Here is a 25,098-nt window from a genome sequence, read left to right as displayed (position 1 = left end):
CTTCGCCCAGATAGGTACTGCCCGGTCTTCGGCTGACGATGGGAATCCCATGCATTTGTGGAGCTACATCCGAGGACGCGGAGAGACTCTGGCGTTTCTGACGTATCAGCATGCCTCCCTGGCATTTCAGACGGTGCTGGTCGGGACTGTCGTCGCTGTTCTCATCGCGGTGGCGGTCTATCGGCTGCCGCTGATGTCCGCGCTATCGCTGACCTCGAGCCGCGTCGCGTTGACCATTCCCTCGCTCGCGCTACTGGCGCTGCTATTGGTCCCGTTCGGACTCGGCGTGGTCCCGTCGTTCCTCATGCTGGCGTTCTTCGCGGCATTGCCGGTGATCGGCAATGCGATCGTCGGCTTGCGGTCGGTGCCCGCCGCCGTCGTGGAATCCGCACGCGGCATCGGCTTTTCGCGATGGCGCATTCTGCTGACCGTCGAATTGCCGATTGCCTGGCCGGTGATCCTCACCGGTATCAGGGTGTCCACCCAGATGATCGTCGGCGTCGCCGCCATCGTCGCCTATGTCCTCGGACCCGGCCTCGGATCGCTGATCTTCAACGGTCTTTCGCGACTCGGCGGCGCGAACGCGCTCGAAATGGCACTGACCGGAACCATTCTCATCATCCTCATCGCGTTGGTGTTCGACGCGCTGCTAGTCCTGCTCGGACGCCTCACGATCGCAAAGGGACTGTCATGACCGATGTGACCAGCCAGCCCGCGCCGGAGCGCAATGTCACCGGTGCGTCCATCACGCTGGACTCGGTTGTCAAGCGTTACAAGGGCCAGCAGAAACCGGCGGTCGAGCGCCTAGACCTGGAAATAGCTGCGGGCGATATCGTTGCCTTCGTCGGCCCGTCCGGTTGCGGCAAGACCACCACACTCAAGATGATCAACCGGCTGATCGAGCCAACGGAGGGCCGGATCTTCATCGGCGGTCGCGATGTCACCAGGGAAGATCCGGACAAGCTGCGGCAGTCGATCGGGTATGTCATCCAGTCCGGTGGGCTCTTCCCGCACTGGTCGGTCGCCAAGAATGTCGGCGCTATTCCACGGGTGCTCGGCTGGGACACGAAGCGGATCGCCGAACGCACCGAGTATCTGCTGGATCTGGTCGGTCTGGACCCGGGCACCTTCGCCGACCGGCTGCCCAAGGATATGTCCGGCGGACAGCAGCAGCGCGTCGGCGTCGCCCGCGCGCTCGCGGCCGATCCGCCGGTGCTGCTGATGGACGAGCCGTTCGGCGCGGTCGATCCGATCACCCGGGTTCGCCTGCAGGACAGTCTGATCGCCATCCAGCACGAACTCGGTAAGACCATCGTGATCGTCACGCACGACTTCGAGGAGGCCACCAAGCTCGGTGACAAGGTGCTCATCCTGTCCGAAGGCGGACACGTCGAGCAGTACGCGCGCCCGGAGGAGATCCTCACTGATCCGGCCACGCCGTTCGTGGAGGAGTTCGTCGGCTCCGGAGCGAAGCTCGCGTATCTGACCGTGTCCCGGGTGCGTGATGTCGCCTACGACAAGGTGATCACCGCGCGGGTGGGGGAGTCGGCGCAGGGGGTGATCGAACGCGCGAAGGCTGACGGACACACTTGGATCGTCGTCGTCGACGAGGCCGGGCGGCCGCGATCGTGGCCCTCGCTCACGGAGGTGGCGACCAAACCGGAGGTTTCCGACTTCCTCGATCGGCGCTTGCCCGTCGTCGCACGATCTTCGACCCTCAATGACGCGCTCGACGCCATGCTCGCGACCAGCCAAGGCGCCGCGCTCGTCACCGACGGCCGCGGCGCGGTCGTCGGTTCGCTCAGCATCAACTCGGTGACCGAGGTGATTCGGGCCAAACTCGCCGAGGGGACCGGCGATGGCGAGGACCTGTCGTACGAGACATACGTCGACGGGACCGATCCGGCGCCGACACCAGTGGTCGCCGCCGAAGACGAGCCCGGATCGGCCGGGCAGTCGTGAATCGCCTGCGACGCATCCCGATCGACGTATGGTTCGAACCGCTCGTCATCGGCGTCATCGCCATCGGATATGTCATCTGGTATCGCTCGACGACTTTTACGGCGACGGAGCGGGCCTCCCTCGGTTGGGCCAATCTGCAGACCACGATTCTCGCCCACATCAAGCTGACCGTGGTCGCCACCGTGATCGTGGTCGTGGTCGCGATTCCGCTCGGCATCGCGCTGACCCGTCCGGCGTTGCGGCGGTTCGAGCCCATCGCCGTCAATATCGCGAATATCGGTCAGGCCGCGCCCGCGGTGGGTCTGCTCGTCTTGTTCACCTTCTGGCTGGGCACCGGATTCCGCACGGCGATAGTCGGTCTCGTCGTGTACGCGATTCTGCCGATCCTGCAGAACACGATCGTCGGGTTGCGGCAGGTGGATCAACGCACGATCGAGGCCGCGCGGGGCATCGGCTTCTCGGGCACGCGGACGCTGTTCCAGGTCGAACTTCCGCTCGCGGAGCCGGTGATCCTCAACGGTGTGCGCACCGCGCTGGTCATTCTGGTCGGCACCGCGACGCTGAGCACCTTCATCGGCGCGACCAGCCTCGGCACGCTGATCACCACCGGAGTCACCCTGTTCCTGCCCAAGCTGCTCATTTCCGGCGCGATCCTCGTCGGGCTGCTCGCATTGATCATCGACTGGCTCGGCAGACTCGTCGAACTTGCCGCGACACCGCGGGGTGTCTCATGAAATCGCAACTCGTTTCGGCGCTCATGGCGACGACGGCGCTGCTCGCCGGGTGCGGTCTGGTGAGCTCGTCCGGGACATTCCACGACGCGCGGCTGCCCGACGGCGAGCGGCCGCTGGACGGTGCGAAGCTGGTCGTCACCTCGAAGAGCTTCACCGAGGGCGTACTGCTCGGCAAGATCACCGCGACCTACCTGGCCGCTGCCGGAGCCCACGTCACCGATCTGACCGGAGCGCCGGGGTCCGCATCGTCTCGACAGGCCCAGCTCAACGGTGACGCCGATGTGCTGTGGGAGTACACCGGCACCGGTTGGGTCAACTACCACAACCAGACAGAGACGATCTCGGATCCGAAAGAACTCTGGCAGCGGGTCCACGACATCGAGAAGCGCGATCACGACCTGGAGTGGTTGCCACCAGCAAATTTCAATGACACGTACGCCTTCGGCACGTCGACGCCGAATTCCGAACGCCTACAGGTGAAGTCGCTGTCCGACGTGGCCGCGCTCCCGGTGCCCGACCGGACCTTCTGCGTCGACGACGAATTCTTCAGCCGCTCCGACGGTTTCATTCCGATGCTGCAGAAGTACGGGATTCCCTACAACGACCCGAACGGCGTTCCGCCCGGCAATGTGACGCGCATGGACGCCGGTATCGTCTACACGGCGACGGCCAAGGGCGCGCCGTGCAATTTCGGCATGATCTACACCACCGACGGCCGGGTCAAGAACCTGAATCTGGTCGTCCTCGACGACGACAAGAAGTACTTCCTGCCCTACAGCGGCACCGCAGTGGTGCGCGGTGCCGTCCTCGACCGCTACCCGCAGTTGCGCGCCCTGCTCGGCACGATTTCCGAACACCTCACCGATGAGCTGATGCAGGAGCTCAACGGCCGCGTCGATATCGACGGTGAGGACCCCGCCGACGTCGCCTACGACTGGCTGAAAAGTGAGAAGTTGATCGAGTAGTTACTCCTTGGGCGGGGGTTGCAGGCTGATGCGGTCGGCGAGGGCGTCGACGGCGTCCGCGTCGGCGTAGGCCTCGGTGGTCAATTCGAGGAATGCGGCCCAGCGGTTTATCCGCGGTGTCCAACGGTGGATGAAGGCGTGGGCATGTTCGAACTCGGCTCGCGTCCCGTTTATTTGTGCGCGGGCCGCTGCTTCGGTTGCCGCCTGCACGGTGTTCTGGGCCAAAGCCAATTGTTCTCGGCAGTGGTCGGCATCCGGGACTTCCTCGCGCACGGTGTCGGCTTCGACGCGCAGGTTGAGGATGAGTCCGGCCAGTCGGGGGTCGGCCGGTCCCGACCGTGGCGCACAGGTTCCCGCGGCAATGGCTTTATCGCGACGCTCCCGTCGTCGCCGCTCCCGCTTCTCGGCCAACGCCACTTGCTTACGGTAGGTTTCGGTATCCGCCACGGTGACGACCGGATAGGTCAATGCGGCTGTCGCCGAGAGCATTTCGACGCCGTTGCCGTCACAGACCTGCATGGTGACCCGGTGCAGCGGCGGGTCCGGATCGGGTTCGTCTTCGAGGCGGGCGTCGAGCACCGCGTTTCGGTACTCGATGATGATGTCCGCGACGACCCGGTCGAACACCGCGGTGCCGACCTCGACGTGGTTGGTACACGTGCGGCCGGTGCAGTCATCGGGAATTCCGAATTCCCCGTCACCGGAGTCGACCACGGAATCCCCGCTGGGACCGCTGCCCACGATCTTCCAGCTGTAGGTGTTGGATTGCGCTACTTCGGCTCGCTCCACACAGTCCTCGGACATGGGGCTGACCGTACTTGATGAAGGCGCCGCGAATCGGATGTTTCCCGAAGCGGTGCGAACACGCGTCGGATCCCAGGACGGAACCCATCGAGCCGATCGGTGGTATCCGTTATTCGCGCTGGTTGCCGGGTATGCGAGCGGCAGGAGGTGAGAACAAAATGGTTGCTCTGTTGCTTGTTCTGTTGCTTGCGCTGATCTTGTTCGGCGTGGGGTTCGCGGTGAAAGCTTTGTGGTGGGTCGCGATCGCGGTCCTGGTGCTCTGGGCACTCGGCTTTGTTTTCCGGTCCGCCGATTCCGCGGGGACTCGCGGTCGCTGGTACCGCTGGTGATGCCCGGCGCACCGGAGGGGGCCGGGCGCGGATGGGCCTGGAAGAATCCCACATGATCTGATTTGCGCTGATCGATGCAGTAGCGCCGACCAGCGGTTCGGGGGGCGATAGGCGGCGAGCCCGGCCATGTGCCCGCCGCCGAGTAGCGTGTACAGCTCTGTCGATGGGTGGACGAGCGGCCGAACTTGTCGGTGCCGACCGTAATACTGGCGCGTGCCGATGAATTCGAGCCGCTGGTCCCGTCTCAACCACTGTGACGCGATCCGATCAATCGGCAACGCGCCACACTGATCCTGTCGAGACACACTGGAGGTACACCCGATGTCAGCCGAACTTTCCGCCCCCGCCTCAGGAGGGCGGACGCCGACCGTCATCCGGGTGCTGGTACTCGCGACCTTCGTGGTGATCCTGAACGAGACCATCATGATCAACGCGATCCCGCGGCTGATGGCCGACCTCGAGGTCACCGAGCGGGCGGCGCAGTGGGTGTCCACCGCGTTCATGTTGACGATGGCCGCCGTCATCCCGACCACCGGCTGGTTCCTGCAGCGGGTATCGACCAGACGGGCCTATGCCGTGGCGATGGGCGTCTTCCTGGCCGGTACCGCGCTGTCGGCCGTCGCGCCGTCGTTCGCGGTGCTGCTGCTCGGGCGGATCATTCAGGCGGGCGGCACCGCAGTAATGATGCCGCTGCTGATGACCACACTGATGACCGTCGTGCCCGAACAGGACCGCGGTCGGGTGATGGGCAATGTCACCCTGGCCATTTCGGTGGCGCCCGCCCTCGGCCCGGTGGTATCCGGGCTGGTGTTGCAGATCGCTTCGTGGCGTTGGCTTTTCGTGCTGGTGCTGCCGATCACGGCGATTGTCACCTGGCTGGGTCTGCGTCGACTGGAGAATGTCGGTGAGCCGCAAGCGGGGGCGATCGACTGGTCCAGCGTGGTGTTCGCCGCGCTCGGGTTCGGTGGGCTGGTATTCGGGCTCAGCCGGTTCGAAAGCGACAACTACACCAGCCCGGCCCTGATCGTCGCCGCGGGTTCGGCGCTCATCGCCGTATTCGTCTTCCGTCAGCTGCGCCTGCAGCGCACGGGCACCCCGCTGCTGGATTTGCGGGTCCTGCTGTCCGGCACCTACGCGAAGGCACTGGTGCTGATGTCGATCGCGTTCATGGCGATGCTCGGCTCGATGATCCTGCTGCCGCTGTATCTGCAGAACCTGCGTGGCCTGAGCCCCCTGCAGACCGGCCTGCTGGTGATGCCGGGTGGGCTCGCGATGGGGCTGCTCGGACCGACCGTCGGCCGCCTGTTCGATCGGTTCGGTGGGCGCGTCCTGGTCATTCCCGGATCGGTCGGGATCGCCGCGGCACTGGCCGGATTCACCCAGATCTCGATGTCCATGCCGTACTGGCAGCTGTTGGCGCTGCATATCCTGTTGATGGTGTCGCTGGCCGCCGCTTTCACCCCGGTCTTCACCCTCGGGCTCGGCGCGCTTCCGCAGCACCTGTACTCGCACGGCAGCTCGATGCTCGGCACCCTGCAGCAGGTCGCAGCAGCCTTCGGCACCGCCCTGGTGGTAACGGTGATGTCGGCCCGCAGCACCGGACTCGTCGCCGACGGCACCGACCCCGTCACCGCCCATCTCGACGGCATGCGCCTGGCCTTCCTGGTCTCCGCAGCCCTGGCACTGATCGTGATCGCCATGGCAGTGCTCCTGCCCAGCCGGGCGGCCGCCGGTCCGGAGGAGGCCGACGAACTCGACACCCCGGTGCCCGAATTGGTCAAGAGCTGAATTCGGTACGCCGAACCCCTGGCCGCATTTGCGAGCCGGGGGTTTGGTGTCTCAACGCCCGCTCGAACTGAAATAGTAACGGCCCTAGTCCATTACGCTTCGACAATCCGATCCATCGGCCGCGTTCCGGCATGGACGAGTGCCATAGCAACGAGCAGTGGCGGCATCGTTCAGGATTCGTCCTCGCACACAAGCAGATACGCTGCCTCCGCATGCACGATGCAGTCGTCCGGGTGGTGGTAGCGGTGGATTTCGAGGAGCTGCCGAGCGCGCTCAGGGGTGAGCTCCATCAGGTGTACCTGGCACATATACTCGGCCAGCACGCCGTCAGCATGAACGAATGTCATGTGGCTGAACGGATCTGCCATCACCGATTTGCCCGGTCGTGAGGATTACTCGCCTTTGGTGCGTCACTGTCCTCGGCGACCGATCCGTCCGACTGAATTACTTTCGGTGGATACCCATCCCTCGCTGTCTTCGGCAATTTCACCCGCCCAGCGCGAACATCGGCAACCAGCTTGTCAAGCGCTTCGATCTGCCGATTCAGTTCCGCCGCATCATGTTCGGCGTGGGCGGATTGGTCCTGCCGCAGCGCTACCAGCGAGTACTTCCACGCTAGCCAGGCCACCATCTCGCCGTACGACGACGGCTTCGTCGGTGCACCGTCGTCGACCGTGATCCCGCTGACGTGCCCACCCGCTTCGCGGTCGATCAGCCAGGTCAGCAGTGATAGGTGCTCGTCGGCCGGGGCGCCCGTGTTGCGGCCGTGCTCGTAGACGTAGCGCCAAATCCCCATGTACTGATGGGCGCAACGCATCAAGACGGTTGTCGGTTCGTCCACGCCCGTGAATACCCGAAGGAACGATCCGGCATCGGGTAGCGGCTGGTCGGGCTGAGCCTCAACCGGTGGGGCTGAAAACAACGCCGATCTGTCTGGCGAGAGCCCGAAAACAAAATAGTCTCGTGATTGATGGTCCGATGGCACAGTGAAGCGTCCCTTCACATTTCGCAGACGACTGATATTCGATGGTCGGTCGGTCGTTAGTCCCAGAGTTCGCCGCACGGCAAGGGCGGCAGATCGATGTGCACGTCGTCGTCGACCGTCACCACGAATTCCGGAAACGCTTGGGCCAGTTCGTCGGCCACGTTTTGGACTTGTTCGGCGCTGGCTTGGTAGTCCAATGTGAGAGCGCCGGATTCGATGTGGATGTGGCGAATTCGGTGCGGCGACGGGGTATGCCGCTGGTGCGTCGTCACCACCATCACCGTGGTTTGTGTGCGGCAGGCACGATCCGGCCAGCGGCGACCAGGATCTGTTGCGCGGCAGCCTTGCGCGGGCACTGCTTCGCTCGGCAAGCAACGTGGATCTGCATTATCTCGTGCGCTTGGGCAACCGTGAACGGCAGCATCGGTGCCATATGGGCACCAGCGTCGCACAGGGCGATGAGTTGGTACATGGCAAGGGAATTGGTGGGCATCGCTTCTTTCCGGTGCAATAGGCCAGCAAGGTCAGGCGGTACCCGGCACCGGGGGCTTTCGCCACCGGCCTGCCACTCTGGCGGGCCAGTGCGCCGGGGGCGGTTTCGGCGTCGGCCCGGTACTGGGTACCGCTTTCGACCTTGGCCCACAGGCGGTTTCGGGCGGCACTGCGCGGTTGTGGGGTACTGTAGGCGTACCGTAGGTGTTTGCCCAGGTCAGGCGGTCGAAACGTAGGTAGAGGCGATGGTACGAGGGCGGGAATGGACCGGCTTCGAGGCAGCTGCATTGCAAGAGGCGATGCGTAAATCGATCCGCGAGTACGCCGCTCTCCTCGGCGTCGAGACCACCACGATCAACAACTGGCGCAGTGGCCTGAGCGCCGTCACTCCACGCTCGAATACTCAGGCGATCCTGGATACGACCTACCAGCAGCGTGCCTCCGCTGACGATCGGGCAAGGTTCGACCAAATCGTGGCGGAAGGCGAACCGGCGTGGCGAGATCGGCATCGGGCGACGGGTGACGATCGGTCAGCGGAGACAACGCCTGTCGCAGCCGCTTCACTCGACGTCGACGTCAGCGAAACCAAGGCGACGACACCTCTCGATCAGGGCGTAACCGACGAGCTACTCACGGTGCTCAGCCGAATCCAAAAGCTCAGCCGGACAGTCGATCCCGATGTCATCGAGCAGCTGCACGGCAGCACGTACCTGAGCATTGCGCGGTACGAAACGCTTGATCCGTCCGAACTGGTTGCGCCGCTCAGAAAACAACGTGCCTGGCTCGACGAACTCATCGGCGAGTGCGGTCATCCAGCGCAGCGGAGTCAGCTGTTCGGGATCGCCAGCATGACCTCGGGCCTGCTCGGTTACATTGCGGTCGGCTGTGCCGGCTTCTCACTCGCTCGGGGCTACTGCCAGGAGTCCTACCAGCTCGGCGACTACGCTCAGGACCGCAATCTGGCGGCATGGGCACGCGGCCTGCAAAGCTTCTGCGAATACTATGCGGGGCGATTCGACAAGGCGCTGCACTATGCGGAGGACGGGCTGGCGCGCACTGCGGCGGGGCCGCAAAGTGTTCGCTTGGCGATCAACGGTGTTGCTCGCGCCAGGGGCAAGCTCGGCGACGTCGAGGGTGTGAACCGCGCGGTCGAAGAGGCATACGAACTACTGCCAGGAACCGATGCACCCGCCGGAGTCCCATCCAGCATTTCGCTGGAGAGCTACAGTCCGGCGCAGATCGCTGGTAATGCGGCCACGGCCTACCTGTCGTTGGCGAAACCAGACCGGGTCGAGCACTACGCTGGCCTTGCCTTGTCTGAGATGAGCGACGCCAATTCGCCGTGGGGCCGTTCGCTTGTGATGATCGACGTCGCGCGTTCACACGTCCTCAGCGAGGACGCTGATCTGGACGCAGCAGTGGCTATCATGCACGAAGCGCTCAATCCAACGCGGGGAAAGCTCATGCTGCAAGTTCAACACCGGGGCTCGGAGTTTGTGCGAGATGCCGCTGCTCGGTGGGGCAATACGTCACAACTTCGGACTGTGCAGGATGCATTGGCGAGCGGGATGCAAGAGCGGTGACGAGCAACATGGATAGCCCGCGCCTGCAATATCGTCAGGGCCGCGTCGGCCCGCTTGGCCACTACTGGTTCCTGACCTTCGAACATGCATCGGAACTCCATGCGCTGACCAAACAATGCCAACATGTGATAGATACGGCGTACTTCGATCCGACTCCCGTCGATGGCCTCCATCTCACTCTGGACAGAATCGCCTACGACGGCGCAAGTACGCCGGAGCAACTCGCCTCGGTTGTAGCAGTTGCACACAGTGTCTGCAGCGATCAGGCGCCATTCACACTGACATTCGAGCGGCTTACTAATCTTCGTGGTGCGATTGGCTTCGTAGTCTCGCCCGCCGAATATGTGCGCAGCCTCCGCGAAACGTTGCGTGCGGCAACGTTATCCGTCTTCTCCGATCCACCGGTGAAGGACTCTTCTTCCGCACCGCACGTCACTATCGCCTATCCGATTTTCGAAGGGCTATCGCCGAAGGCAGCCGCGACCGCACAGACGATAGATGCGACGGTCGAGAGCGTAGCTGTTGCGATCTCGGAGGTTGTGATGGTCGCTCTAGAACGTCGTGAGCACTCATACTCCTGGCAGGTGGTTGCGCGAATTCCACTGGGCCCCAACAAGGCTAGGATGTGAGCGCGGAGGAATTGTCAATTCCTGTGGATCGGTGGCGGTTCAGGTCTGTGTTCGTGGTGGGTGGGTGGCGTCGTAGCGGCACCGGTTGTCGTTTATTTCATGTCGGTGCGTGTTGGCCCACTCGGCGAGAGCCACAACAGAATCCAGCAGTGTCGTGCCGAGTTGGGTGAGGGCGTAGTCGACGCGTGCCGGGACGGTGGGATAGGCAGTGCGGCTGAGTAGGCCGTCGCGTTCGAGTTGCCGCAGGGTCAGGGTGAGCATGCGCTGTGAGATGCCGATGACTGCGCGGTGCAGTTCGCCGAAGCGCAGGGTCCGATCGCGGAGCTGGCCGATGACCAAGATGCTCCACTTGTCGCCGATCAGAGGGAGGATCTGCAGGGCCTGTCGGCGTGCCGGCTCATCCGACCCGCATCCGGCGGCGTCTGTTTGCAGCTGGGGTGTGGCGAGCCAACTGGCCGGCGAGGTGCCCGGGTGGGCCAAGGGTTACCTCCGTGTGCGTTACCGAATCGAGGTCGGTGCCAGAGGCGTGACAGGAAGGGTGTTGCGGTGACGAAGACGATCGCCATCGTGGGGCCGGCCCGGGGCTGGGGATGGGCGTGGCCCGCGCCTTCGGTTGCCACGGTGATCGCCCGAAACCGGGACAGACTGGAGAAGCTGGCGGGCGAGTTGGCCGAGCGGGGCATCACCGCCGCTGCATTCCCTGCCGACATCCGCGACCGTGACGCGCTTGCCGCGGCCCTCGCCTCAGCCGGGGACGTGTTGGGGCCGGTCGAGGTGGTGAAAGCGGTGGATATACGAAGCTCTCGGGCAATAAATGCGCAGAGCTGCAATGGTTTTCAGCGAACGACCTGCCTGAGCACATGATCGACATCACACCCACGCCGTCGGCTCTACTGTGATGCCGGGGGAGCCGGTCGGTCCTGCCCGGCGATCCGCTCGGCAACAAGGTCGCGGAATGCGTCGAGGTCGCCGATGACCTCTTCGGCGCGGTTTTGCCGCCGGTGCAGGTCGTAGTAGCGGGCGCCGATGACATCGGGGTCGGCCACCGGGTCGCCGGGGGTGATACCGGAGGCGATAGTCACTGTCGCCACGTGGATTCCGCGGGGGCGCAGGTCGGCATGCAAGGTGTGTGCCCAGTTGCGCAGACCGGCCATCGCCAGACCCACATTGGCCAGAAACGGTGCGGGGACGGTGGAAGACACACCGGTCGTCAGCAGCACAGTCCCCTCACCACGGGCCAGCATCCCCGGCAAAACCGTCTGCACGGCCGCCACCGCGCCGAGCACATGCAACTCGAACTGCGCGGCAGCGGAGGCGGCCGTTGTCTGCGCAGCGGGGGTGATCGGTCCGGTCGGGCTGGGGCTGTACTCCAACACATCGACCGGCCCCAACACCTCCCCGGCCGAGGTGAGCGCAGCGGTCAGCGCGTCACGGTCACGGATATCGGCGGAGAACGCCGCGGCGGTGATGCCCCGCTCGCCCAACTCGCCCACCAACTTCTCCAGCCTGTCCTGGCTCCGCGCGATCAACGCGACCCGGAAACCGTGTCCACCGAACACCCGGGCCACACCCATCCCCAACCCTGGGCCAGCTCCGACCACAGCGAGCGTCTTCGTCACCGCAATGTCCCTTTCCGGCCGCGGCTCCGCCGGGCACCTATAGTTACTGTTTGTTAGTAACAGCATGATTTGTCACTACACTGGCGGCCGCAAGACGGCACATTCCTGTCGGTAACGCACACAGAGGTAACCCTTGGCCCACCTCAGCGCCTCGCCGGACACCCGGCACGCCACACCTGACCCGCAAGCAGGAGCCGCCGCGCGCGAGTCGGATGAGCAGGCATGCCGACAGGTCCTGCAGATCCTCGCTCTGATCGGCGACAAGTGGAGCATCCTGGTCATCGGCCAGCTGCGCGAGCGGACTCTGCGCTTCGGCGAGCTACACCGCGCAGTCATCGGCATCTCACAGCGCATGCTCACCCGGACCCTGCGGCAACTCGAACGCGATGGCCTGCTCACCCGTACCGCCCATCCCACCGTCCCGCCCCGCGTCGACTACGCACTCACCCCACTCGGCACGACACTGCTGGACTCCGTCGTGGCCCTCGCCGAGTGGGCCGACACGCACCGACACCAGATCAACGTCAACCGACGCCGGTACGACACCAGCCGCCACGAACACAAATCTGAATCGCCACGAAACGTATAGCGGACGCTGGCAAGCCCCGCGAGGGTCACGCGACGAGGGCAAATGGGGGTGGGGCAAAGACGCCCGAAACGATCCGAAGTAGCCATGACACGGGGACCCGGCCAGCAGCACTACTGCGCCCACTGTGGGAGCAGGCTCAATAGCTATTAATGCCCAAACCCTGTGTGGTGCTTGTGAACTCACTGCTCATGAGGAAATCGATCAGCCGCCAACTGTGCCGTTGGCTGCGGTCGCCGGTGTTCGATTACCAAGGCCCGGTGGTCTCGGCGTCCCCACGCGACGGTGCGCTTGTGACCGTCGCGCGGGACGACGTCGGACGCCAAACAGCAACGGGGACATTTGCATCTCGTCGACTGAGGACCTGGTGTTCAGCGCCGGGATCGACAGCACGCCGATGTCCGGCGACGAAATCGGCCCCGCACCGCTGTTGCTCGCGAACGGCAGTGCTCCGACGGACGGTGCGGGGCCCGCGTTTCCGGCGTCTCGGACGCGGTTAGGCGTTGGCCTTCTCGTACGCTTGGGCTACTTCTGCTGAAATCCGTCCGCGGGCTGACACCGCGATGCCTTTGGCGCGGGCCCAGTCGCGGATGGCGACGGTGCGGGCGCGGTCGTTGGCGGTGCGCGAGGTCTGGCTCTTGCCTCGGGGCGCGCGGCCGATTCTGCGCGCGTTCGAGGTCCAGGGCTCGAAGATGCCGCGCAGCTGACCGGCGTTGTCGGTGGATAGGTCGATCTCGTATTCGACGCCGTCGAGCGCGAAGGCCACGGTTTCCTCGGCAGGGGATTTGCCGTCGAAGTCATCGACGAGCGTCACAACGACCTTGCGTGCCATGGGCATTCCTTTTCGTGGGTGGACAGCGGGCAGAGGATCGTGAGCAGAGGATCGTGATCATAACGAGCGGCGTCACCACGAGCGAAGCTGGCCCGAACCGAACCCCGACGTGCACGCTGCCCAGGATTCCTTCCAGGCGATACGGTTTCGACCAAGCGGTCGGTTCAGTGAATTGTCAGCGATCTACGCCTCGATTGTGGGTGAGCCGCGACTCATATGGGGTTTGTGGTTCCTCGCCGAGCCCGAAGGGCTAGCCTGGCGACATGTTGGCAAACTACCTGCGGCAAATTGGCCTGCCCGGCTCGGCGGTGGAGACGAGCCGAAGCGTTTGCGAATCATGAGTGCGGTCAGTGCATCCGAACTCCCGGCGCCCGGTACCCGAGCACAGGTCATTGCCCTGTGCAATCAGAAAGGCGGCGTCGGCAAGACCACCTCGACCATCAATCTGGGCGCGGCGCTGGCCGAATGCGGTCAGCGAGTGCTGTTGGTCGACCTCGATCCGCAGGGCGCGTTGTCGGCGGGGTTGGGCGCCGTGCTGAATGAACTGCCCTCGACGGTATACGACCTGCTAGGCGGATCGGGAAAGCTGATCGACGAGGTGCTGATCGAGACGCACGTCGACAATGTCGATCTCCTGCCCAGCAATATCGATCTGTCCGCGGCGGAGATTCGGTTGGTCAACGAGGTGGGCCGGGAACATTCGCTGCGGCGGGTACTCGATCCGATCCGGGACCGCTACGACTACATACTCATCGACTGTCAGCCATCGTTGAGCCTGCTCACCGTGAACGCGCTGGCCTGCGCGGACGGTGTGATCGTCCCGATGGAGTGCGAGTTCTTCTCACTGCGCGGGGTCGCGCTGCTCACCGACACCATGGACAAGGTCCGAGACCGGCTGAACCCGGGGCTGAGTCTGTTCGGCATCGTCGTCACGATGTTCGATCAGCGCCTGCTGCATTCGCGTCAGGTGCTTTCTCGGGTTGCCGAGGTCTTCGGCGATCAGGTCTACGACACTGTGATCTCGCGAACGGTCCGTTTCCCCGACGCCAGTGTTGCCGGTGAGCCCATCACCACCTGGGCACCTCGATCCGCCGGTGCGGAGCAATATCGGGCCTTGGCTCGGGAGGTCATCCACCGATCCGGCCGTTGAGACCGCGTCTACGACATGCACGACCATGCCGCGTCGGGGTAGGGTCGCCGTGCTCTGTCCGCGATCGACCACGGCGAGGAGACCCATTGAGCGAGCGGGCTGACCACCGCGCCGGGGACCATGCGGTGGTGCTCGGCGGCGGGATCGCGGGCTTGTTCGCGGCGCGAATTCTGGCCGACCACTATGCGGCGGTGACCGTCATCGAGCGAGATCGATTGTCGGCCGCGGCACCCGAACGCCGAGGAACTCCGCAATCGCGACATTCCCACGGCCTGTTGATGCGTGCCGCTGATATCGCCGAGTCCCGGTTTCCCGGTCTGATCGACGAGCTGATCACCGATGGCGCGAAGGCCGTCAGCGCATTCGACGATTTCCGGGCGATCTTCTTCGGAAACGTCCTGTATCGCGCGGAATTGGGCAGGACGTCCGTTGCCGCCAGCCGACCATTTCTGGAATCGCATGTGCGTGATCGGGTATCGGCGCTGGCGAATGTGAAGATATGGGACGATGCGGTCGTAGCGGACCTGGTCGCCTCCGAAACCGGTGTCGGCGGAGTTCGGGTGATGCGCCGGGAGACCGACGGCCAACCGGAGCCGGTCCATGCCGATCTGGTGGTCGATGCGATGGGCCGGGGTTCGCGGGCCGGAGCCTGGCTCGAAACGTTCGGGTACCCACGGCCGCGCGAAGATCAGGTGCCCGTCGATATCGGCTATGCCACTTGTCATTTCCGCCTGCCGCTGGATGCCGTCGGCGGTGATCGGATCGTCCTGGTCGGACCGATGCCGAGCCGACCGCGTGGGTTCGGGTTCGCGGCGCAGGAGGGGGATTTGTGGGTGCTCTCGGCGTTCGGCGTCGGGAAGGCGAATCACCCACCGTCGAGTCCGGACGAATTGCTGGACTACGCCGCGGAATTCGCACCCGACGATGTGGCTACTGTGCTTCGTGGCGCGAGTCCCGTCGACGATGTAGCGACCTATCGGTTCCGCACGGCGGTGTGGCGTCGGTATGAACTACTGGATCGTGTTCCGGACGGAATACTCTCGATCGGCGATGCGGTGTGCAGTTTCAATCCCATCTACGGCAGCGGCATGACCGTCGCGGCCATCGCGGCGGATCTACTCGACGAGGTACTCCAGCGGGGGACCGACGATCTGCCACGCCGCTACTATCGCCGCATGGGCCGCATGCTGCGCACCCCATGGTGGCTGACAAAGGTCAGCGATATGACGATGCCTCCGGTCGCACTCGGCTCCCCAGCGGTGAAATCACTTGCGCATTCGGGCTTGAACAGGATGTTCCGAGCCGCTGCGGACGATCCGGCGACCGCGGCGAAATTCCTCGATGTGCTGAACATGACCAAATCCCCACTACACATGTTCGATCCACGTGTCGCCGCGGCGACGATCGGGTTGCGGCGTATGCGCGCAGGCCGTACCTCCGCGTAGCTGCGGTTTGCCTTGGCCTGCCGCACGATTCGAGGAATTCGTCTGCGGTCGGATTATCCGGCCAACGCGCGGCGCAGCGCCCCGGCCAGTTCGGCGTTCTGCCGCTGTGACACCTCCGCGGACAGGATCGCCTGCGAGCCATGGAACGTGCCCCGCCACTGGTGCAGCTCGACCGACACCCCGGCCGCCATCAGGCGCAGTGCGTAGTCGATATCTTCATCGCGGTTCGGGCAGAACTCCGCGGCGGCGATGTAAGCGGGTGGCAGGCCCGACAGATCGGTGGCCCGCGCCGGGGCGGCGTACGGCGTGGCGGGCGTGGACCCCAGGTAGTACGCCCACATTTGCGCGACCTTGTCGCGAGTCACGAACGGCGTATCGGTGAAATTGCGCTGCGACCACGTCTGCTGCCGGTCGTCCAGTCCGGCCTGGTGGAGCAGTTGGAAGCGGATCGGTGGCCCCTGCTCGTCGCGCGCCCGCAACGCAACCGCGGCCGCGAGACCGGCGCCCGCGCTGTGGCCGCCGATCGCGATGCGGGTGGGATCGATGCCCAGTTCGGTCGCGTGCTCGGCGGTCCAGTTCAGCACCGAGTAGATGTCATCGTGTGCGGCGGGGAACGGGTCTTCGGGCGCCAGTCGGTAACCCACGGAGATCACCGTCGCGCCGGAGCCGTTGGCGAGCATCGCGGCCCACGGATCTTCGGTGTCGAGATCACCCATGACGAATCCGCCGCCGTGTAGCCACACGATGGCCCCCTGGGCCTGATGTGGGCGATAGATCCGCACCGGCACATCGGGATCGGCTGGGACCGTGCGATTTTCGATGTCCAAGTTCGCGCTATCGGTAGCCGGTACCGCGGCGGCCAGCTCGGCGAGCTGTTTACGCGCGGTGGGCGGATCGGACAGATCGGACGGCGGGAACAGCGAGAGGAATGGTTCGAGTTCGGGATCCATGAGAACTATCCTCGCGATCCGACATCCGGGGGTCATCCGCCAACCGTCGGGCATTGTGCCCCTGCCGTGCGACGAGCGCCGCATACGAGCGCATTTCGAAACTGGCCTACGACCCGATCCTGAGCGCGCCGCCGATCGGTTGGCGCAGAGCCGCAGGCCGCCTGCGGCTCTCGATGCGCACCAGGTGAGTCAGTCGTGCTCGACGGTGCCGACTACCTTGCCGGTCTTCACATCGACACTCACCTCGTGCTCGACGCCATCAGGGGTGCTGAGCTCGACCTCCCACACTCCACGATCCGCGTCGATCTCGGCGGAATCCACTGTGCTTCCCGGCACGGCCCGCACCGCCTCGTCGATGGCCTGCTGCCTGCTGATCTGCGGGTCTGCCAGCAGTGCCAAGTCGGTGGCCGACACGTTGACCGCGACGGTGTGGTCCTTGTGTCCGACGGTGCTGGTGGCCAGGGCGAGACCGGCGACGGTGGCGCCGACAACGGCAGCGCCGACGATGATCCATCGCAAGCTGGCGAACGCGCGGCGGATAACGGATGACATGAGTGAAACCTCCTGTGCGAGCGGCGATCTTGAATCCGATAACCACTCTGGCAAGCGCAGCTGAAGGTGGCCTGAAGCCTCCTGAAGGCCGCTTCAGGAACTGTCTGTCACGCTTAGCGGATGCGTCTGCTGATCGTGGAGGACGAGAAGCGTCTGGCCCGCACCCTGGCAAAGGGATTGGCGGCCGAGGGTTTCGCCGTGGACATCGTCCACGACGGCACCGAGGGGCTGCATCTCGCCGTCACCACCGACTACGACCTGATCATCCTGGACATCATGCTGCCGGGTATGAACGGCTACCAGGTCTGTGCGACGCTGCGCTCCGCGGGGAACGAGACGCCGGTGCTGATGCTCACCGCGAAGGACGGCGAATACGACGAGGCGGAGGGTCTGGATACCGGCGCCGATGACTATCTGCGCAAACCGTTCTCCTATGTGGTGTTGCTCGCCCGTATCCGCGCCCTGTGCCGCCGCAGAACTCGCGGCGGCGCCCCGGTGTTGCGCGTCGGTGATCTGACGGTGGATCCGAACACGCACACGTGCATGCGGGACACGCATGAGGTGACGTTGACCGCCAAGGAATTCGCCGTCCTGGAACACTTGGCGGTCCGTGCGGGCCGGGTGGTATCGAAAGCCGATATCCTGCAGCATGTTTGGGACTCAGGCTACGACGGTGACCCCAATATCGTCGAGGTCTACATCAGCACGCTGCGTCGCAAGATCGATGCTCCGTTCGGGCGTCGATCGATCACCACCGTCCGCGGCGTCGGCTACCGGCTGGCGGCGGATCGTGGCTGATCGGCCGCGGCCGCGGTGGTGGAACTCGGTGCGCGCCCGGACCACAATGCTGGCCACGGCCGTCGTCGCGGTGGCACTCGTGGTCGCCGGACTGGTCGTGCTCGAGGTCCTGCGCCACAACCTGGTCGATCGGGCGAGCCTGCAAGCGGAGATCGCCGCTCGCGATATCGTCACCCAGATCAGCATCGGCACCGATTTCGCGCAGCTGAAGTTGCCCGACGAGGATAGTCAACCGGTACAAGTGGTTTCGGCCGACCGAAGGGTCTTGGCAGCCGATGACGACTTGCGGAGTCGACCCATGGCCGACTTCGTCCCGACTTCGAAACCGGCCGCGACAGATGACGATGACGAGACCGAGCTCGTTTCCACTGCCGGAACAACGTCCGTCGCCACGTTTCGTGACGTGCGGCTCCCGGTGGGCGACGAGGAGATCATCAACCAGGTATTCCGGGTAGCCGCCATCGAAACCACCACCGTCGGCGGGCAGCCGGTCACGGTCTACGCGGGCGCTTCCCTCGACTCCGCCCGAAATGCGGTTGCCGATGTTCGAAGGGCCATGTTGATGGGCCTGCCGGTGCTGCTCCTCGTGGTGGCGGCGGTGACGTGGCTGGTAACCCGGCGTGCCCTGCGCCCAGTGGAAGCGATCCGGGCCGAACTCGCCGAAATCATGGGCGGCGACCTGTCCCGCCGGGTGCCCGAACCCGCCGCACGCGACGAAATCGCCCGGCTGGCAGCCACTACGAACGCCACGCTCGCCGCACTCGAAGAATCCGCGGAACGGCAGCGCCGCTTCATCGCCGATGCCGCGCACGAACTGCGCAGTCCCATCGCCAGCCTGCGCGCTCAGCTCGAAGTCGCCCACGCCCACCCGCGGCTACTCGAGCTGGACGGGCTGATCGGAGACACCATCCGGCTCGAACACCTTGCCGCCGATCTATTGCTGCTCGCCCGTCTCGACGCGGGGGAGCAGCCCCGTGTGGAACGGGTCGAGTTGGCCGCGCTGATCCACGACGAGTTGGCTCGCCGAACCGGAGACCGCCTACCTGTCGACACCGTGATACCGGATGACAGCGTGGCCGTCACGGGCAGTCGCACCCAACTCGCCCGGGTCCTGGGCAATCTCGTCGACAACGCGCAGCGCCACGCGGCCACCACCGTGCGGGTGAGCCTGAACCGCACGGCCGACCACGCGGTCGTGCTCGAGGTCGCCGATGACGGAAACGGTGTGCCCACTGCCGACCGGGACCGGATCTTTCAACGGTTCGTCCGGCTCGACGACGCGCGCAGCCGCGACGACGGCGGAGCCGGACTCGGTCTCGCCATAGTCGCCGACGTCGTGAACCGTCACGCGGGCCGTATCCAGGTCGGCGACAGCGCCGATGGCGGCGCCCGCTTCATCGTGACACTGCCCGCCCGGCGAACCGGGACGTGATCCTATTCGTGGCTCGCGATGGCGCTGACTGGCATTGCCGAAGACCTGTATCGGGATGCTGGGCGAGGTAAGCCGATCGGGACTGCAAATGTCTTGGTGTACTACGAAACTCGGTCGCGCCGCAGTTCCTGCACATCGGCGGTGTGCGCAATACCATGGGGCAACCCCCGGTTCGGGAGTCGGTGTTGTGCTGATTCGGGCGTGCCAGGCTGATGGGATGAAGTCGGAGGCGGAGATACTCGACATCCTCGAGCGGGTGATGGCGGTCGTTCGGGCCGGGCCGCAGGATATGAGCTGGCAGGCTCGGTATGCGGATGAGGCCGAGCTCATAAGCGATCTCACCGATCATCTCGAATTGATTCGGCGGGGTGATATGAGTCGGTTGCGCGATTTGAAGTTTCTGTTCGTCGCGACCGGCCCGCTATGTGAAATCGCCGCCAGCAGTGGGTGGTTGGACACCTACACGGTGCTGGGGAACCGGTTCGATCGGTGGTATGAGCGGGTCTCGGACCAGGCGTAGCCTCCAGACATGGATGCCTTGGTGGTCCGATTGTCGCAGTTGGATGTTGAAGCCGAAGGCGCGCTGCGCGTCGTGATGTTCTACGACACCCTGATGCGCCGACGAGTGGATCTCCCCGCGCTCGCCCGGGCCTCGGCGGTGCTGGCCGAATGTGTGACCGGTATTCGGCTGCACGGTACCGGACGGGTGATCCGATTCGCACCCGACGGACGGGAAGTGCCAGGTCCGGCGCTGGCCGCGTCCACCTCGGGACCGATCACCCTGGACGAGGAGGAGATCGGCACGGTGTGGCTGGAACGCACCGACATCTCCCGCGCGCTCGATGAACTGCTGTTGGAGCGGCTCGCCATCGCCGCGGCTGCGGTCGTCGAGCGGTATGGCCCGGCACGCACGACCATGGCTGATCCGGCGCTGGTCGAGTTGGTGATCAGTGCCGACAGTGATGAGGCGGCCAGGGCTCGGGCGTTGCGGCTCTTGGGTTTCGCCGCGGACCTGCCGGTGCGCGTGGTGGCCGTCCGGTCGCAACTTCCGCTCGATCAGCTCGGGGGTCTGATCTGTCCGGCCCGACCGGTGAAGGCGGCACCGTTGGCCGACGTGGGCGTCATCCTGGCCACCACGGTGGACCCGGCCCGGTTGCCAGCAGGCGTGCGCGCGGGCATCGGAGCGGCCGATCGGCCGGACCGGTCCTGGCGGGAAGCCCGCACTGCCTTGCGTTTCGCCACCGCGCGCAGCCCGATCGTCCACTACGGCGACCTCGGTGCGTTGGCATTGCTCGCCCACGTCCCCCTGGATGCCGCGCGCGAGAACGCCGATGTCGGCGCGATCGCCCGAATGGCGAGCGCCCCCGAGGATCTGGAGACACTCGACGCCTACTGTGCCACCGGTTCGCTGCGTCGGGCCGCCGAGTTGCTGCACCTGCACCACAGCAGCGTCGCCCGCCGCCTCGAACAGATCGAGAAGGTGACGGGTATCGAACTCGCCGAGCCCACCGGTCTGCTACGGGCCAGGCTCGCTCTCACGGCGTGGCGGCTGCTCGACGAGTGAGTTGACCTGCGTTTTTGCGGGGCCATAATTGGTTGGTGACGTCCTCGCCCGGATCTCCGATCGCCGATACCGCGTTGCCCGGACAGTCGGGTGTACAGTCCGCGGTCGGTAGTTTCCGGTTCTGGTTCGCCAGCCGCCGCTGGGAGTGGTCGCCGGAGGTCTACCGCATGCATGGCTACCGACCGGGGGAAATCGAGCCGACCACTGAATTGCTGCTGGCGCACAAACATCCCGACGACCGCGAACCGGTCGCCGAACGCATCGCCCGTTCCATCGACCTTCGCGAGCCGTTCTCCAGCCGCCACCGGTTCATCGACACCGCCGGTGTCGAGCACAATGTCATGGTGGTCGCCGACCGCATTCTCGACGACGACGGCCAACCGGTCGGCACGGCCGGTTTCTATATCGACCTCAGCGCCACCCTCGCCGAAGCCGAACGCGAAGCGCTCGAGGTGCGTTTGCCGGAGCTGATCGAGTCGCGCGCGGTGATCGAACAAGCGAAGGGGGTGCTGATGCGGCTGTACGGGATCAGTGCCGAGCAGGCGTTCAAGGTGCTCATCTGGCGTTCGCAGGAAACCAATATCAAGCTGCGCGTGCTGGCCGAACAACTGATCGCCGAGTTGTGCGCCGTCCCCGCGCCCGATCCCGCGACCGTCGCCAGCTTCGACCACATTCTGCTGACCCTGCACGAGCGCGTACCCAAGGACTGACCGCACCCGATTTCCCAGCAGCGAGAGGTTGCGCCGCCGATGCCGGGCCTCGGCGAACTACGGTGTGGCGGTGGTACTGGAACCGAATGACCGGTTTGCTGGATTCGTTGTGCAGGCTCGGCTTGGTCATGGCGGTAGCAGTGATGTCTATTTGGCCGAGGATCTGGAACGATCGCGGCCGGTGTCGCTGAAGATTCTGAGCCCCGAGGACAGCCGCTCACCCGAGGCGCGAGCGCGCTTCGTGCACGAGTTCGACATCCTGTCCGTGCTGCGGCATCCCAATATCGTGCGGATGTACACGCACGGTGAAACCGATGGCAGGCTGTGGTCGGCGCACGAGTATGTCGCCGGTGCAACGGGTTCGACATTGGTGCCCATGCCACACCGACATCCGGACCTGCGGCGGGTGCTGCACGTGCTGGGGCGGGTCGCGGCGGGTCTGGATTTCGTGCACGCGAACGACATCGTTCATCTCGACGTCAAACCGGCGAATGTATTGGTGGGTGTAGACGATCCCGCGACGGTGAAACTCTCGGATTTCGATCAGGCCCGGTGGCTGCACCGGCCCGAACCGCCCCTGGCCGCCCACGGTTTCGTCGTAGTCTCGGTGCCGTATGCCGCGCCGGAACTGCTGCAGGCAGGCGCGGTATGCGCGGCGACGGACCAGTACGCGCTGATGTCCACGGCCATCGAACTGCTCACCGGCCGCCCGCCGTTCCCCCGCGGAAATCTCATGGCCACCGCACAGGCCCACCTGCACGACCCGCCGCCCGATATCTCCGCGCGCCGACACTGGATCCCTCCCGAGGTCGATTCGGTCGTGCACCGTTCGCTGGCAAAGGATCCCAGCGCCCGCTACACCACCTGCACCGAACCCATCAGCCTGCTCACCGAGGCTCTGCACGCCGTCGACACCCGGCCGCGCAGTCCTTTCCTGAACCGCTTGAACGCGGCGTTCACCCGATCGTCTCTGTTGCGAACCACCTTCGGGCGCAATGCCTCCGGTCACGATTTCCGCAGGATCGATCGGCACTGAGGAATCGGTGCGCAATCATTCGGCGGGGAAGGTGAAGTCGCGGATGAGTGCCGCGAGTTCGAGGGGGCGGTCGCCCTGGACCGAGTGCCCGGCGCCTTCGACGAGCACGACCTGTGCGCCGGGGCGGCGGCGGTGCAGTTCCGCGATGTCGGCATCGTCGACGACCGGTGAGCGTGCGCCGCGTACGAGCAGCAGTGGTGCTTGTACAGCGGATACGTCGTCCCAGAGTGGGCTGAGGTCGAGTGAGCCGTCCGCGGTGGGGCGGAGTCGGTCGTAGCGCCAGATCCAGCGGCCGTCATCCCGTTGACGTGCGTTGTGCAGGACTCCGCGTCGCAGCGACTGGACCGATCGGCCCGGATTGTGTGCGACGGTACGCTCCAGGATCTCCTCGAAGGAGCCGAAGTCGGCGGGGCCGTTGACGAATGCGACTATGGCCGCGGTCTTGTTCGGGTTGTCGCCGGTGCCCGGGGTAACGTCCACCATGATCAGGCGCCGCACCAGGTCTGGACGATGCGCGGCCAGTCGCAGTGCGGTCAGCCCGCCGAGGGACATGCCGACAACCGCATTCGCCTGCGGCGCAACGGTTTCGACGGCGGCGGCTACCGCATCGGCCAGCCGATGTGGTGTGTACAGATGGTCGGGCCACCAGTCGGAATGGCCGTGGCCGGGCAGGTCGAGCGCGACGAGCGGGCGATCCAGCGCCAGCGCCACGGTGTCCCAGGTGTGCGCGTTCTGCGCGCCGCCGTGCAGGAGCACCAATTCCGGCTCGCCGTCACCCCAACGCAGGCCACTGACGCGGTGACCGGAGCCGATGTCGACCGAGAACCGTTGCACCCGTGGCGGCCCCGACCAGGGCAGCCCGGCCTCGGCCGCATTCTCGGCGAACAGTCCGAATTCGTCATAGGTCGATGTTGTCATCTGAGTTCGAACCCTGCTTGTCGAAGGCGGATCGGATGATTCAGCTGAAGTGGATGATAGAGAGGAGCCCCACAATCAGTGAGTACGTCGCGAACGGTAGCAGGGTGCGAGTTTGGAAGTGCCGCTCCAAGTAGCGCACGGCCAGCCAGGACGACGTCCCGGACACGATGGCGCCGACGAGGACCGGCCCTCGGATGCCGTCGGTTTCCGGTCCGAACAGTTCCGGTATTTCCACGATTCCGGCGCCCAGGATTGCCGGAGTGGCGAGCAGGAAGGCGAATTTGGCAGCGTGCGTGTGCTCGAGACCGCGCCACAATCCGCCGACCATGGTCAGGCCCGCACGGCTGAATCCGGTCAGCAGGGCACCGGCTTGGGCGAATCCGATGCCCACGGCATCGCGCGCCCCGAGCGCGGCCAGCCGCCGATCCGTTTGGCGGGCCGGATGCGATGCGGCGGTGAGGGCGAAACGCCGCCCGTATTCCGCCAGCGTCGGCTCGTTGCGTCGACGCAGTCCCTCACCGATTACCAACACGACGCCATTGAGGGTGAGGAAGATGGCCGCGTCGATGGGCCCCTCGAACAGTGCGTGCAGCAGATGGACGAGCAGCGGCCCGAGGATGGCGACGGGCGTGGAGGCGATCACGATCAGCCACGCCAATCGCTGCGGAACGGTATCGAGCCGCCTGGTGCGTAGCGACGTGATGAAACCGGCGATTATCGAGCACCAGTCGCGCCAGTAATATCCGAGCAACGCCACAGCGGTCGCGACGTGCAGCGCGACTACGAATGCCAGATAGGGATTACCCGCGCCGGATTCGTTCTGGACCAACAACTTTCGCCAATCGCCGCCCACCCATGCGGCGATCAGCACGGAGTGGCCGAGGCTGGAGATCGGGAACAGCTCGGTGACCCCCTGCACCGCACCGATGACAGTCGCTTCGAGATAGGTGATCATCGCGGACGATTCTCGCATGTGCGCGACAGTGCTTCCGACTGGGAGTAGCACGCTCCGATTTGTCCGAATACCGGTTCCCGCAGTACCTTTCGCGCCCGGCTTGGGGCCGGACTATCGTGCGGCATCGTCGCGCGACGCTCGCCCGGATTCGCGCTGCCCCGGCGCAGGTGTCTGCTACATCGTGATGATCGAGCCCGCTTGCGAGAACAGGCATGGAAAAGGCCTGCGGTGCCCAGCAATTCGTCGGCGAGCGTCGAGCGAACCTCGTCGAGTGAGGCGC

30 protein-coding genes are annotated in these 25,098 nt (G+C 65.1%); 18 read left to right on the top strand and 12 right to left on the bottom strand.

The window, feature by feature from the left end:
* Positions 1–49 precede the first annotated feature (49 nt).
* The 4 genes from NA5_RS05070 to NA5_RS05055 are packed head-to-tail and all read left to right on the top strand — an operon-like array spanning position 50 to position 3,661.
* On the top strand, positions 50–694 hold the full coding sequence (locus NA5_RS05070; protein WP_062982329.1) for an ABC transporter permease: 645 nt from the start codon (positions 50–52) through the stop codon (positions 692–694).
* Complete coding sequence (locus tag NA5_RS05065; protein WP_062982327.1) at positions 691–1,962, top strand: ATP-binding cassette domain-containing protein; 1,272 nt, start codon at positions 691–693, stop codon at positions 1,960–1,962. Before NA5_RS05070 ends, NA5_RS05065 begins: the two co-directional genes overlap by 4 nt.
* On the top strand, positions 1,959–2,696 hold the full coding sequence (locus tag NA5_RS05060; RefSeq protein ID WP_157110225.1) for an ABC transporter permease: 738 nt from the start codon (positions 1,959–1,961) through the stop codon (positions 2,694–2,696). The genes NA5_RS05065 and NA5_RS05060 overlap by 4 nt, the downstream gene beginning before the upstream one ends.
* On the top strand, positions 2,693–3,661 hold the full coding sequence (locus NA5_RS05055) for a glycine betaine ABC transporter substrate-binding protein (protein ID WP_062982323.1): 969 nt from the start codon (positions 2,693–2,695) through the stop codon (positions 3,659–3,661). Before NA5_RS05060 ends, NA5_RS05055 begins: the two co-directional genes overlap by 4 nt.
* Here NA5_RS05055 and NA5_RS05050 read toward each other — a convergent pair whose 3' ends face one another.
* Positions 3,662–4,465, bottom strand: a complete 804-nt coding sequence (locus NA5_RS05050; protein ID WP_062982321.1) for a hypothetical protein — start codon at positions 4,463–4,465, stop codon at positions 3,662–3,664.
* A 158-nt stretch (positions 4,466–4,623) separates the two neighbouring features.
* On the opposite strand from NA5_RS05050, the gene NA5_RS05045 reads away from it, so the two are divergent.
* Positions 4,624–4,794, top strand: a complete 171-nt coding sequence (locus tag NA5_RS05045) for a hypothetical protein (RefSeq protein WP_062982450.1) — start codon at positions 4,624–4,626, stop codon at positions 4,792–4,794.
* Between the two features lie 321 nt (positions 4,795–5,115).
* Positions 5,116–6,582: an MDR family MFS transporter gene (locus tag NA5_RS05040; protein ID WP_062982319.1), complete on the top strand. Its 1,467-nt coding sequence runs from the start codon at positions 5,116–5,118 to the stop codon at positions 6,580–6,582.
* 170 nt (positions 6,583–6,752) lie between these two features.
* Here NA5_RS05040 and NA5_RS05035 read toward each other — a convergent pair whose 3' ends face one another.
* The 4 genes from NA5_RS05035 to NA5_RS40135 are packed head-to-tail and all read right to left on the bottom strand — an operon-like array spanning position 6,753 to position 8,060.
* Positions 6,753–6,929 carry a hypothetical protein gene (locus NA5_RS05035; RefSeq protein ID WP_245672095.1) on the bottom strand — a complete coding sequence of 59 codons (177 nt, stop codon included), beginning with the start codon at positions 6,927–6,929 and terminating at the stop codon, positions 6,753–6,755.
* Positions 6,930–6,949: 20 nt separating this feature from the next.
* A complete protein-coding gene (locus tag NA5_RS05030) occupies positions 6,950–7,585 on the bottom strand; it encodes a hypothetical protein (protein WP_157110224.1) in 636 nt (211 codons plus the stop codon).
* A 38-nt stretch (positions 7,586–7,623) separates the two neighbouring features.
* Positions 7,624–7,839: a hypothetical protein gene (locus tag NA5_RS05025; protein ID WP_157110223.1), complete on the bottom strand. Its 216-nt coding sequence runs from the start codon at positions 7,837–7,839 to the stop codon at positions 7,624–7,626.
* 5 nt (positions 7,840–7,844) lie between these two features.
* Positions 7,845–8,060, bottom strand: coding sequence for a hypothetical protein (locus NA5_RS40135; protein ID WP_157110222.1), 216 nt, complete (start codon positions 8,058–8,060; stop codon positions 7,845–7,847).
* A 244-nt stretch (positions 8,061–8,304) separates the two neighbouring features.
* Here NA5_RS40135 and NA5_RS05015 point away from each other — a divergent pair, with 244 nt between their 5' ends.
* On the top strand, positions 8,305–9,642 hold the full coding sequence (locus NA5_RS05015) for an NsdA family TPR-like regulatory protein (protein WP_062982305.1): 1,338 nt from the start codon (positions 8,305–8,307) through the stop codon (positions 9,640–9,642).
* The gene (locus tag NA5_RS05010; protein WP_062982303.1) at positions 9,639–10,271 is read left to right on the top strand and encodes a 2'-5' RNA ligase family protein; all 633 of its coding nucleotides are present in this window, start codon (positions 9,639–9,641) and stop codon (positions 10,269–10,271) included. Before NA5_RS05015 ends, NA5_RS05010 begins: the two co-directional genes overlap by 4 nt.
* A gap of 39 nt (positions 10,272–10,310) precedes the next feature.
* Here NA5_RS05010 and NA5_RS05005 read toward each other — a convergent pair whose 3' ends face one another.
* Complete coding sequence (locus NA5_RS05005) at positions 10,311–10,751, bottom strand: winged helix-turn-helix transcriptional regulator (protein ID WP_371856369.1); 441 nt, start codon at positions 10,749–10,751, stop codon at positions 10,311–10,313.
* 66 nt (positions 10,752–10,817) lie between these two features.
* On the opposite strand from NA5_RS05005, the gene NA5_RS05000 reads away from it, so the two are divergent.
* Entirely contained in the window at positions 10,818–11,135 is a 318-nt protein-coding gene (locus tag NA5_RS05000) for an SDR family oxidoreductase (RefSeq protein ID WP_062982301.1), read from the top strand.
* Positions 11,136–11,161: 26 nt separating this feature from the next.
* Here the strand turns inward: NA5_RS05000 and NA5_RS04995 are convergent, their stop codons facing one another.
* Positions 11,162–11,890 carry an SDR family NAD(P)-dependent oxidoreductase gene (locus NA5_RS04995; RefSeq protein ID WP_062982299.1) on the bottom strand — a complete coding sequence of 243 codons (729 nt, stop codon included), beginning with the start codon at positions 11,888–11,890 and terminating at the stop codon, positions 11,162–11,164.
* A gap of 235 nt (positions 11,891–12,125) precedes the next feature.
* Here NA5_RS04995 and NA5_RS04990 point away from each other — a divergent pair, with 235 nt between their 5' ends.
* On the top strand, positions 12,126–12,479 hold the full coding sequence (locus NA5_RS04990; protein ID WP_062982446.1) for a winged helix-turn-helix transcriptional regulator: 354 nt from the start codon (positions 12,126–12,128) through the stop codon (positions 12,477–12,479).
* A gap of 493 nt (positions 12,480–12,972) precedes the next feature.
* Here NA5_RS04990 and NA5_RS04985 read toward each other — a convergent pair whose 3' ends face one another.
* Complete coding sequence (locus NA5_RS04985; protein WP_062982297.1) at positions 12,973–13,308, bottom strand: histone-like nucleoid-structuring protein Lsr2; 336 nt, start codon at positions 13,306–13,308, stop codon at positions 12,973–12,975.
* Between the two features lie 337 nt (positions 13,309–13,645).
* Between NA5_RS04985 and NA5_RS04980 the strand changes: the two genes are divergently transcribed.
* Both NA5_RS04980 and NA5_RS04975 read left to right on the top strand, forming a co-directional pair.
* On the top strand, positions 13,646–14,458 hold the full coding sequence (locus NA5_RS04980) for a ParA family protein (RefSeq protein WP_084483876.1): 813 nt from the start codon (positions 13,646–13,648) through the stop codon (positions 14,456–14,458).
* An 86-nt stretch (positions 14,459–14,544) separates the two neighbouring features.
* Positions 14,545–15,903 carry an NAD(P)/FAD-dependent oxidoreductase gene (locus NA5_RS04975; RefSeq protein WP_062982293.1) on the top strand — a complete coding sequence of 453 codons (1,359 nt, stop codon included), beginning with the start codon at positions 14,545–14,547 and terminating at the stop codon, positions 15,901–15,903.
* Between the two features lie 53 nt (positions 15,904–15,956).
* Here the strand turns inward: NA5_RS04975 and NA5_RS04970 are convergent, their stop codons facing one another.
* Together NA5_RS04970 and NA5_RS04965 are read right to left on the bottom strand one after the other, a co-directional pair.
* Positions 15,957–16,853 carry an alpha/beta hydrolase gene (locus NA5_RS04970; RefSeq protein ID WP_157110220.1) on the bottom strand — a complete coding sequence of 299 codons (897 nt, stop codon included), beginning with the start codon at positions 16,851–16,853 and terminating at the stop codon, positions 15,957–15,959.
* A gap of 189 nt (positions 16,854–17,042) precedes the next feature.
* The gene (locus NA5_RS04965) at positions 17,043–17,405 is read right to left on the bottom strand and encodes a PepSY domain-containing protein (protein ID WP_062982291.1); all 363 of its coding nucleotides are present in this window, start codon (positions 17,403–17,405) and stop codon (positions 17,043–17,045) included.
* A 120-nt stretch (positions 17,406–17,525) separates the two neighbouring features.
* On the opposite strand from NA5_RS04965, the gene NA5_RS04960 reads away from it, so the two are divergent.
* From NA5_RS04960 to NA5_RS04935, 6 genes are all read left to right on the top strand, one after another.
* A complete protein-coding gene (locus NA5_RS04960) occupies positions 17,526–18,203 on the top strand; it encodes a response regulator (RefSeq protein ID WP_062982289.1) in 678 nt (225 codons plus the stop codon).
* Positions 18,204–18,231: 28 nt separating this feature from the next.
* Complete coding sequence (locus NA5_RS04955; protein ID WP_245672094.1) at positions 18,232–19,635, top strand: sensor histidine kinase; 1,404 nt, start codon at positions 18,232–18,234, stop codon at positions 19,633–19,635.
* A gap of 217 nt (positions 19,636–19,852) precedes the next feature.
* Complete coding sequence (locus NA5_RS04950) at positions 19,853–20,155, top strand: hypothetical protein (RefSeq protein ID WP_062982287.1); 303 nt, start codon at positions 19,853–19,855, stop codon at positions 20,153–20,155.
* Positions 20,156–20,164: 9 nt separating this feature from the next.
* The gene (locus NA5_RS04945; protein WP_062982286.1) at positions 20,165–21,199 is read left to right on the top strand and encodes a PucR family transcriptional regulator; all 1,035 of its coding nucleotides are present in this window, start codon (positions 20,165–20,167) and stop codon (positions 21,197–21,199) included.
* A gap of 59 nt (positions 21,200–21,258) precedes the next feature.
* Positions 21,259–21,909, top strand: a complete 651-nt coding sequence (locus NA5_RS04940; RefSeq protein ID WP_062982441.1) for a PAS and ANTAR domain-containing protein — start codon at positions 21,259–21,261, stop codon at positions 21,907–21,909.
* Positions 21,910–21,979: 70 nt separating this feature from the next.
* Entirely contained in the window at positions 21,980–22,945 is a 966-nt protein-coding gene (locus NA5_RS04935) for a serine/threonine-protein kinase (protein ID WP_169811262.1), read from the top strand.
* Between the two features lie 15 nt (positions 22,946–22,960).
* On the opposite strand, the gene NA5_RS04930 is transcribed toward NA5_RS04935, so the two are convergent.
* Both NA5_RS04930 and NA5_RS04925 read right to left on the bottom strand, forming a co-directional pair.
* A complete protein-coding gene (locus tag NA5_RS04930) occupies positions 22,961–23,863 on the bottom strand; it encodes an alpha/beta fold hydrolase (protein WP_062982282.1) in 903 nt (300 codons plus the stop codon).
* Positions 23,864–23,903: 40 nt separating this feature from the next.
* Positions 23,904–24,836, bottom strand: coding sequence for an undecaprenyl-diphosphate phosphatase (locus NA5_RS04925; RefSeq protein WP_062982280.1), 933 nt, complete (start codon positions 24,834–24,836; stop codon positions 23,904–23,906).
* Positions 24,837–25,098 lie beyond the last annotated feature (262 nt).

Source organism: Nocardia anaemiae NBRC 100462, assembly GCF_001612725.1.
GTDB lineage: Bacteria > Actinomycetota > Actinomycetes > Mycobacteriales > Mycobacteriaceae > Nocardia > Nocardia anaemiae.
This window is presented reverse-complemented; position numbering and strand designations above follow the sequence as displayed.

Excerpts from the sequence above, each read along its gene's own strand:
- NA5_RS05070 (WP_062982329.1), top strand. The coding sequence starts at position 50 with ATGCATTTGTGGAGCTACATCCGAGGACGCGGAGAGACTCTGGCGTTT.
- NA5_RS05065 (WP_062982327.1), top strand. The coding sequence starts at position 691 with ATGACCGATGTGACCAGCCAGCCCGCGCCGGAGCGCAATGTCACCGGT.
- NA5_RS05055 (WP_062982323.1), top strand. The coding sequence starts at position 2,693 with ATGAAATCGCAACTCGTTTCGGCGCTCATGGCGACGACGGCGCTGCTC.
- NA5_RS05050 (WP_062982321.1), bottom strand. The coding sequence starts at position 4,465 with ATGTCCGAGGACTGTGTGGAGCGAGCCGAAGTAGCGCAATCCAACACC.
- NA5_RS05045 (WP_062982450.1), top strand. The coding sequence starts at position 4,624 with ATGGTTGCTCTGTTGCTTGTTCTGTTGCTTGCGCTGATCTTGTTCGGC.
- NA5_RS05040 (WP_062982319.1), top strand. The coding sequence starts at position 5,116 with ATGTCAGCCGAACTTTCCGCCCCCGCCTCAGGAGGGCGGACGCCGACC.
- NA5_RS05035 (WP_245672095.1), bottom strand. The coding sequence starts at position 6,929 with ATGACATTCGTTCATGCTGACGGCGTGCTGGCCGAGTATATGTGCCAG.
- NA5_RS40135 (WP_157110222.1), bottom strand. The coding sequence starts at position 8,060 with ATGCCCACCAATTCCCTTGCCATGTACCAACTCATCGCCCTGTGCGAC.
- NA5_RS05015 (WP_062982305.1), top strand. The coding sequence starts at position 8,305 with ATGGTACGAGGGCGGGAATGGACCGGCTTCGAGGCAGCTGCATTGCAA.
- NA5_RS04985 (WP_062982297.1), bottom strand. The coding sequence starts at position 13,308 with ATGGCACGCAAGGTCGTTGTGACGCTCGTCGATGACTTCGACGGCAAA.
- NA5_RS04980 (WP_084483876.1), top strand. The coding sequence starts at position 13,646 with ATGAGTGCGGTCAGTGCATCCGAACTCCCGGCGCCCGGTACCCGAGCA.
- NA5_RS04970 (WP_157110220.1), bottom strand. The coding sequence starts at position 16,853 with ATGGATCCCGAACTCGAACCATTCCTCTCGCTGTTCCCGCCGTCCGAT.
- NA5_RS04965 (WP_062982291.1), bottom strand. The coding sequence starts at position 17,405 with ATGTCATCCGTTATCCGCCGCGCGTTCGCCAGCTTGCGATGGATCATC.
- NA5_RS04960 (WP_062982289.1), top strand. The coding sequence starts at position 17,526 with ATGCGTCTGCTGATCGTGGAGGACGAGAAGCGTCTGGCCCGCACCCTG.
- NA5_RS04950 (WP_062982287.1), top strand. The coding sequence starts at position 19,853 with ATGAAGTCGGAGGCGGAGATACTCGACATCCTCGAGCGGGTGATGGCG.
- NA5_RS04945 (WP_062982286.1), top strand. The coding sequence starts at position 20,165 with ATGGATGCCTTGGTGGTCCGATTGTCGCAGTTGGATGTTGAAGCCGAA.
- NA5_RS04930 (WP_062982282.1), bottom strand. The coding sequence starts at position 23,863 with ATGACAACATCGACCTATGACGAATTCGGACTGTTCGCCGAGAATGCG.
- NA5_RS04925 (WP_062982280.1), bottom strand. The coding sequence starts at position 24,836 with ATGCGAGAATCGTCCGCGATGATCACCTATCTCGAAGCGACTGTCATC.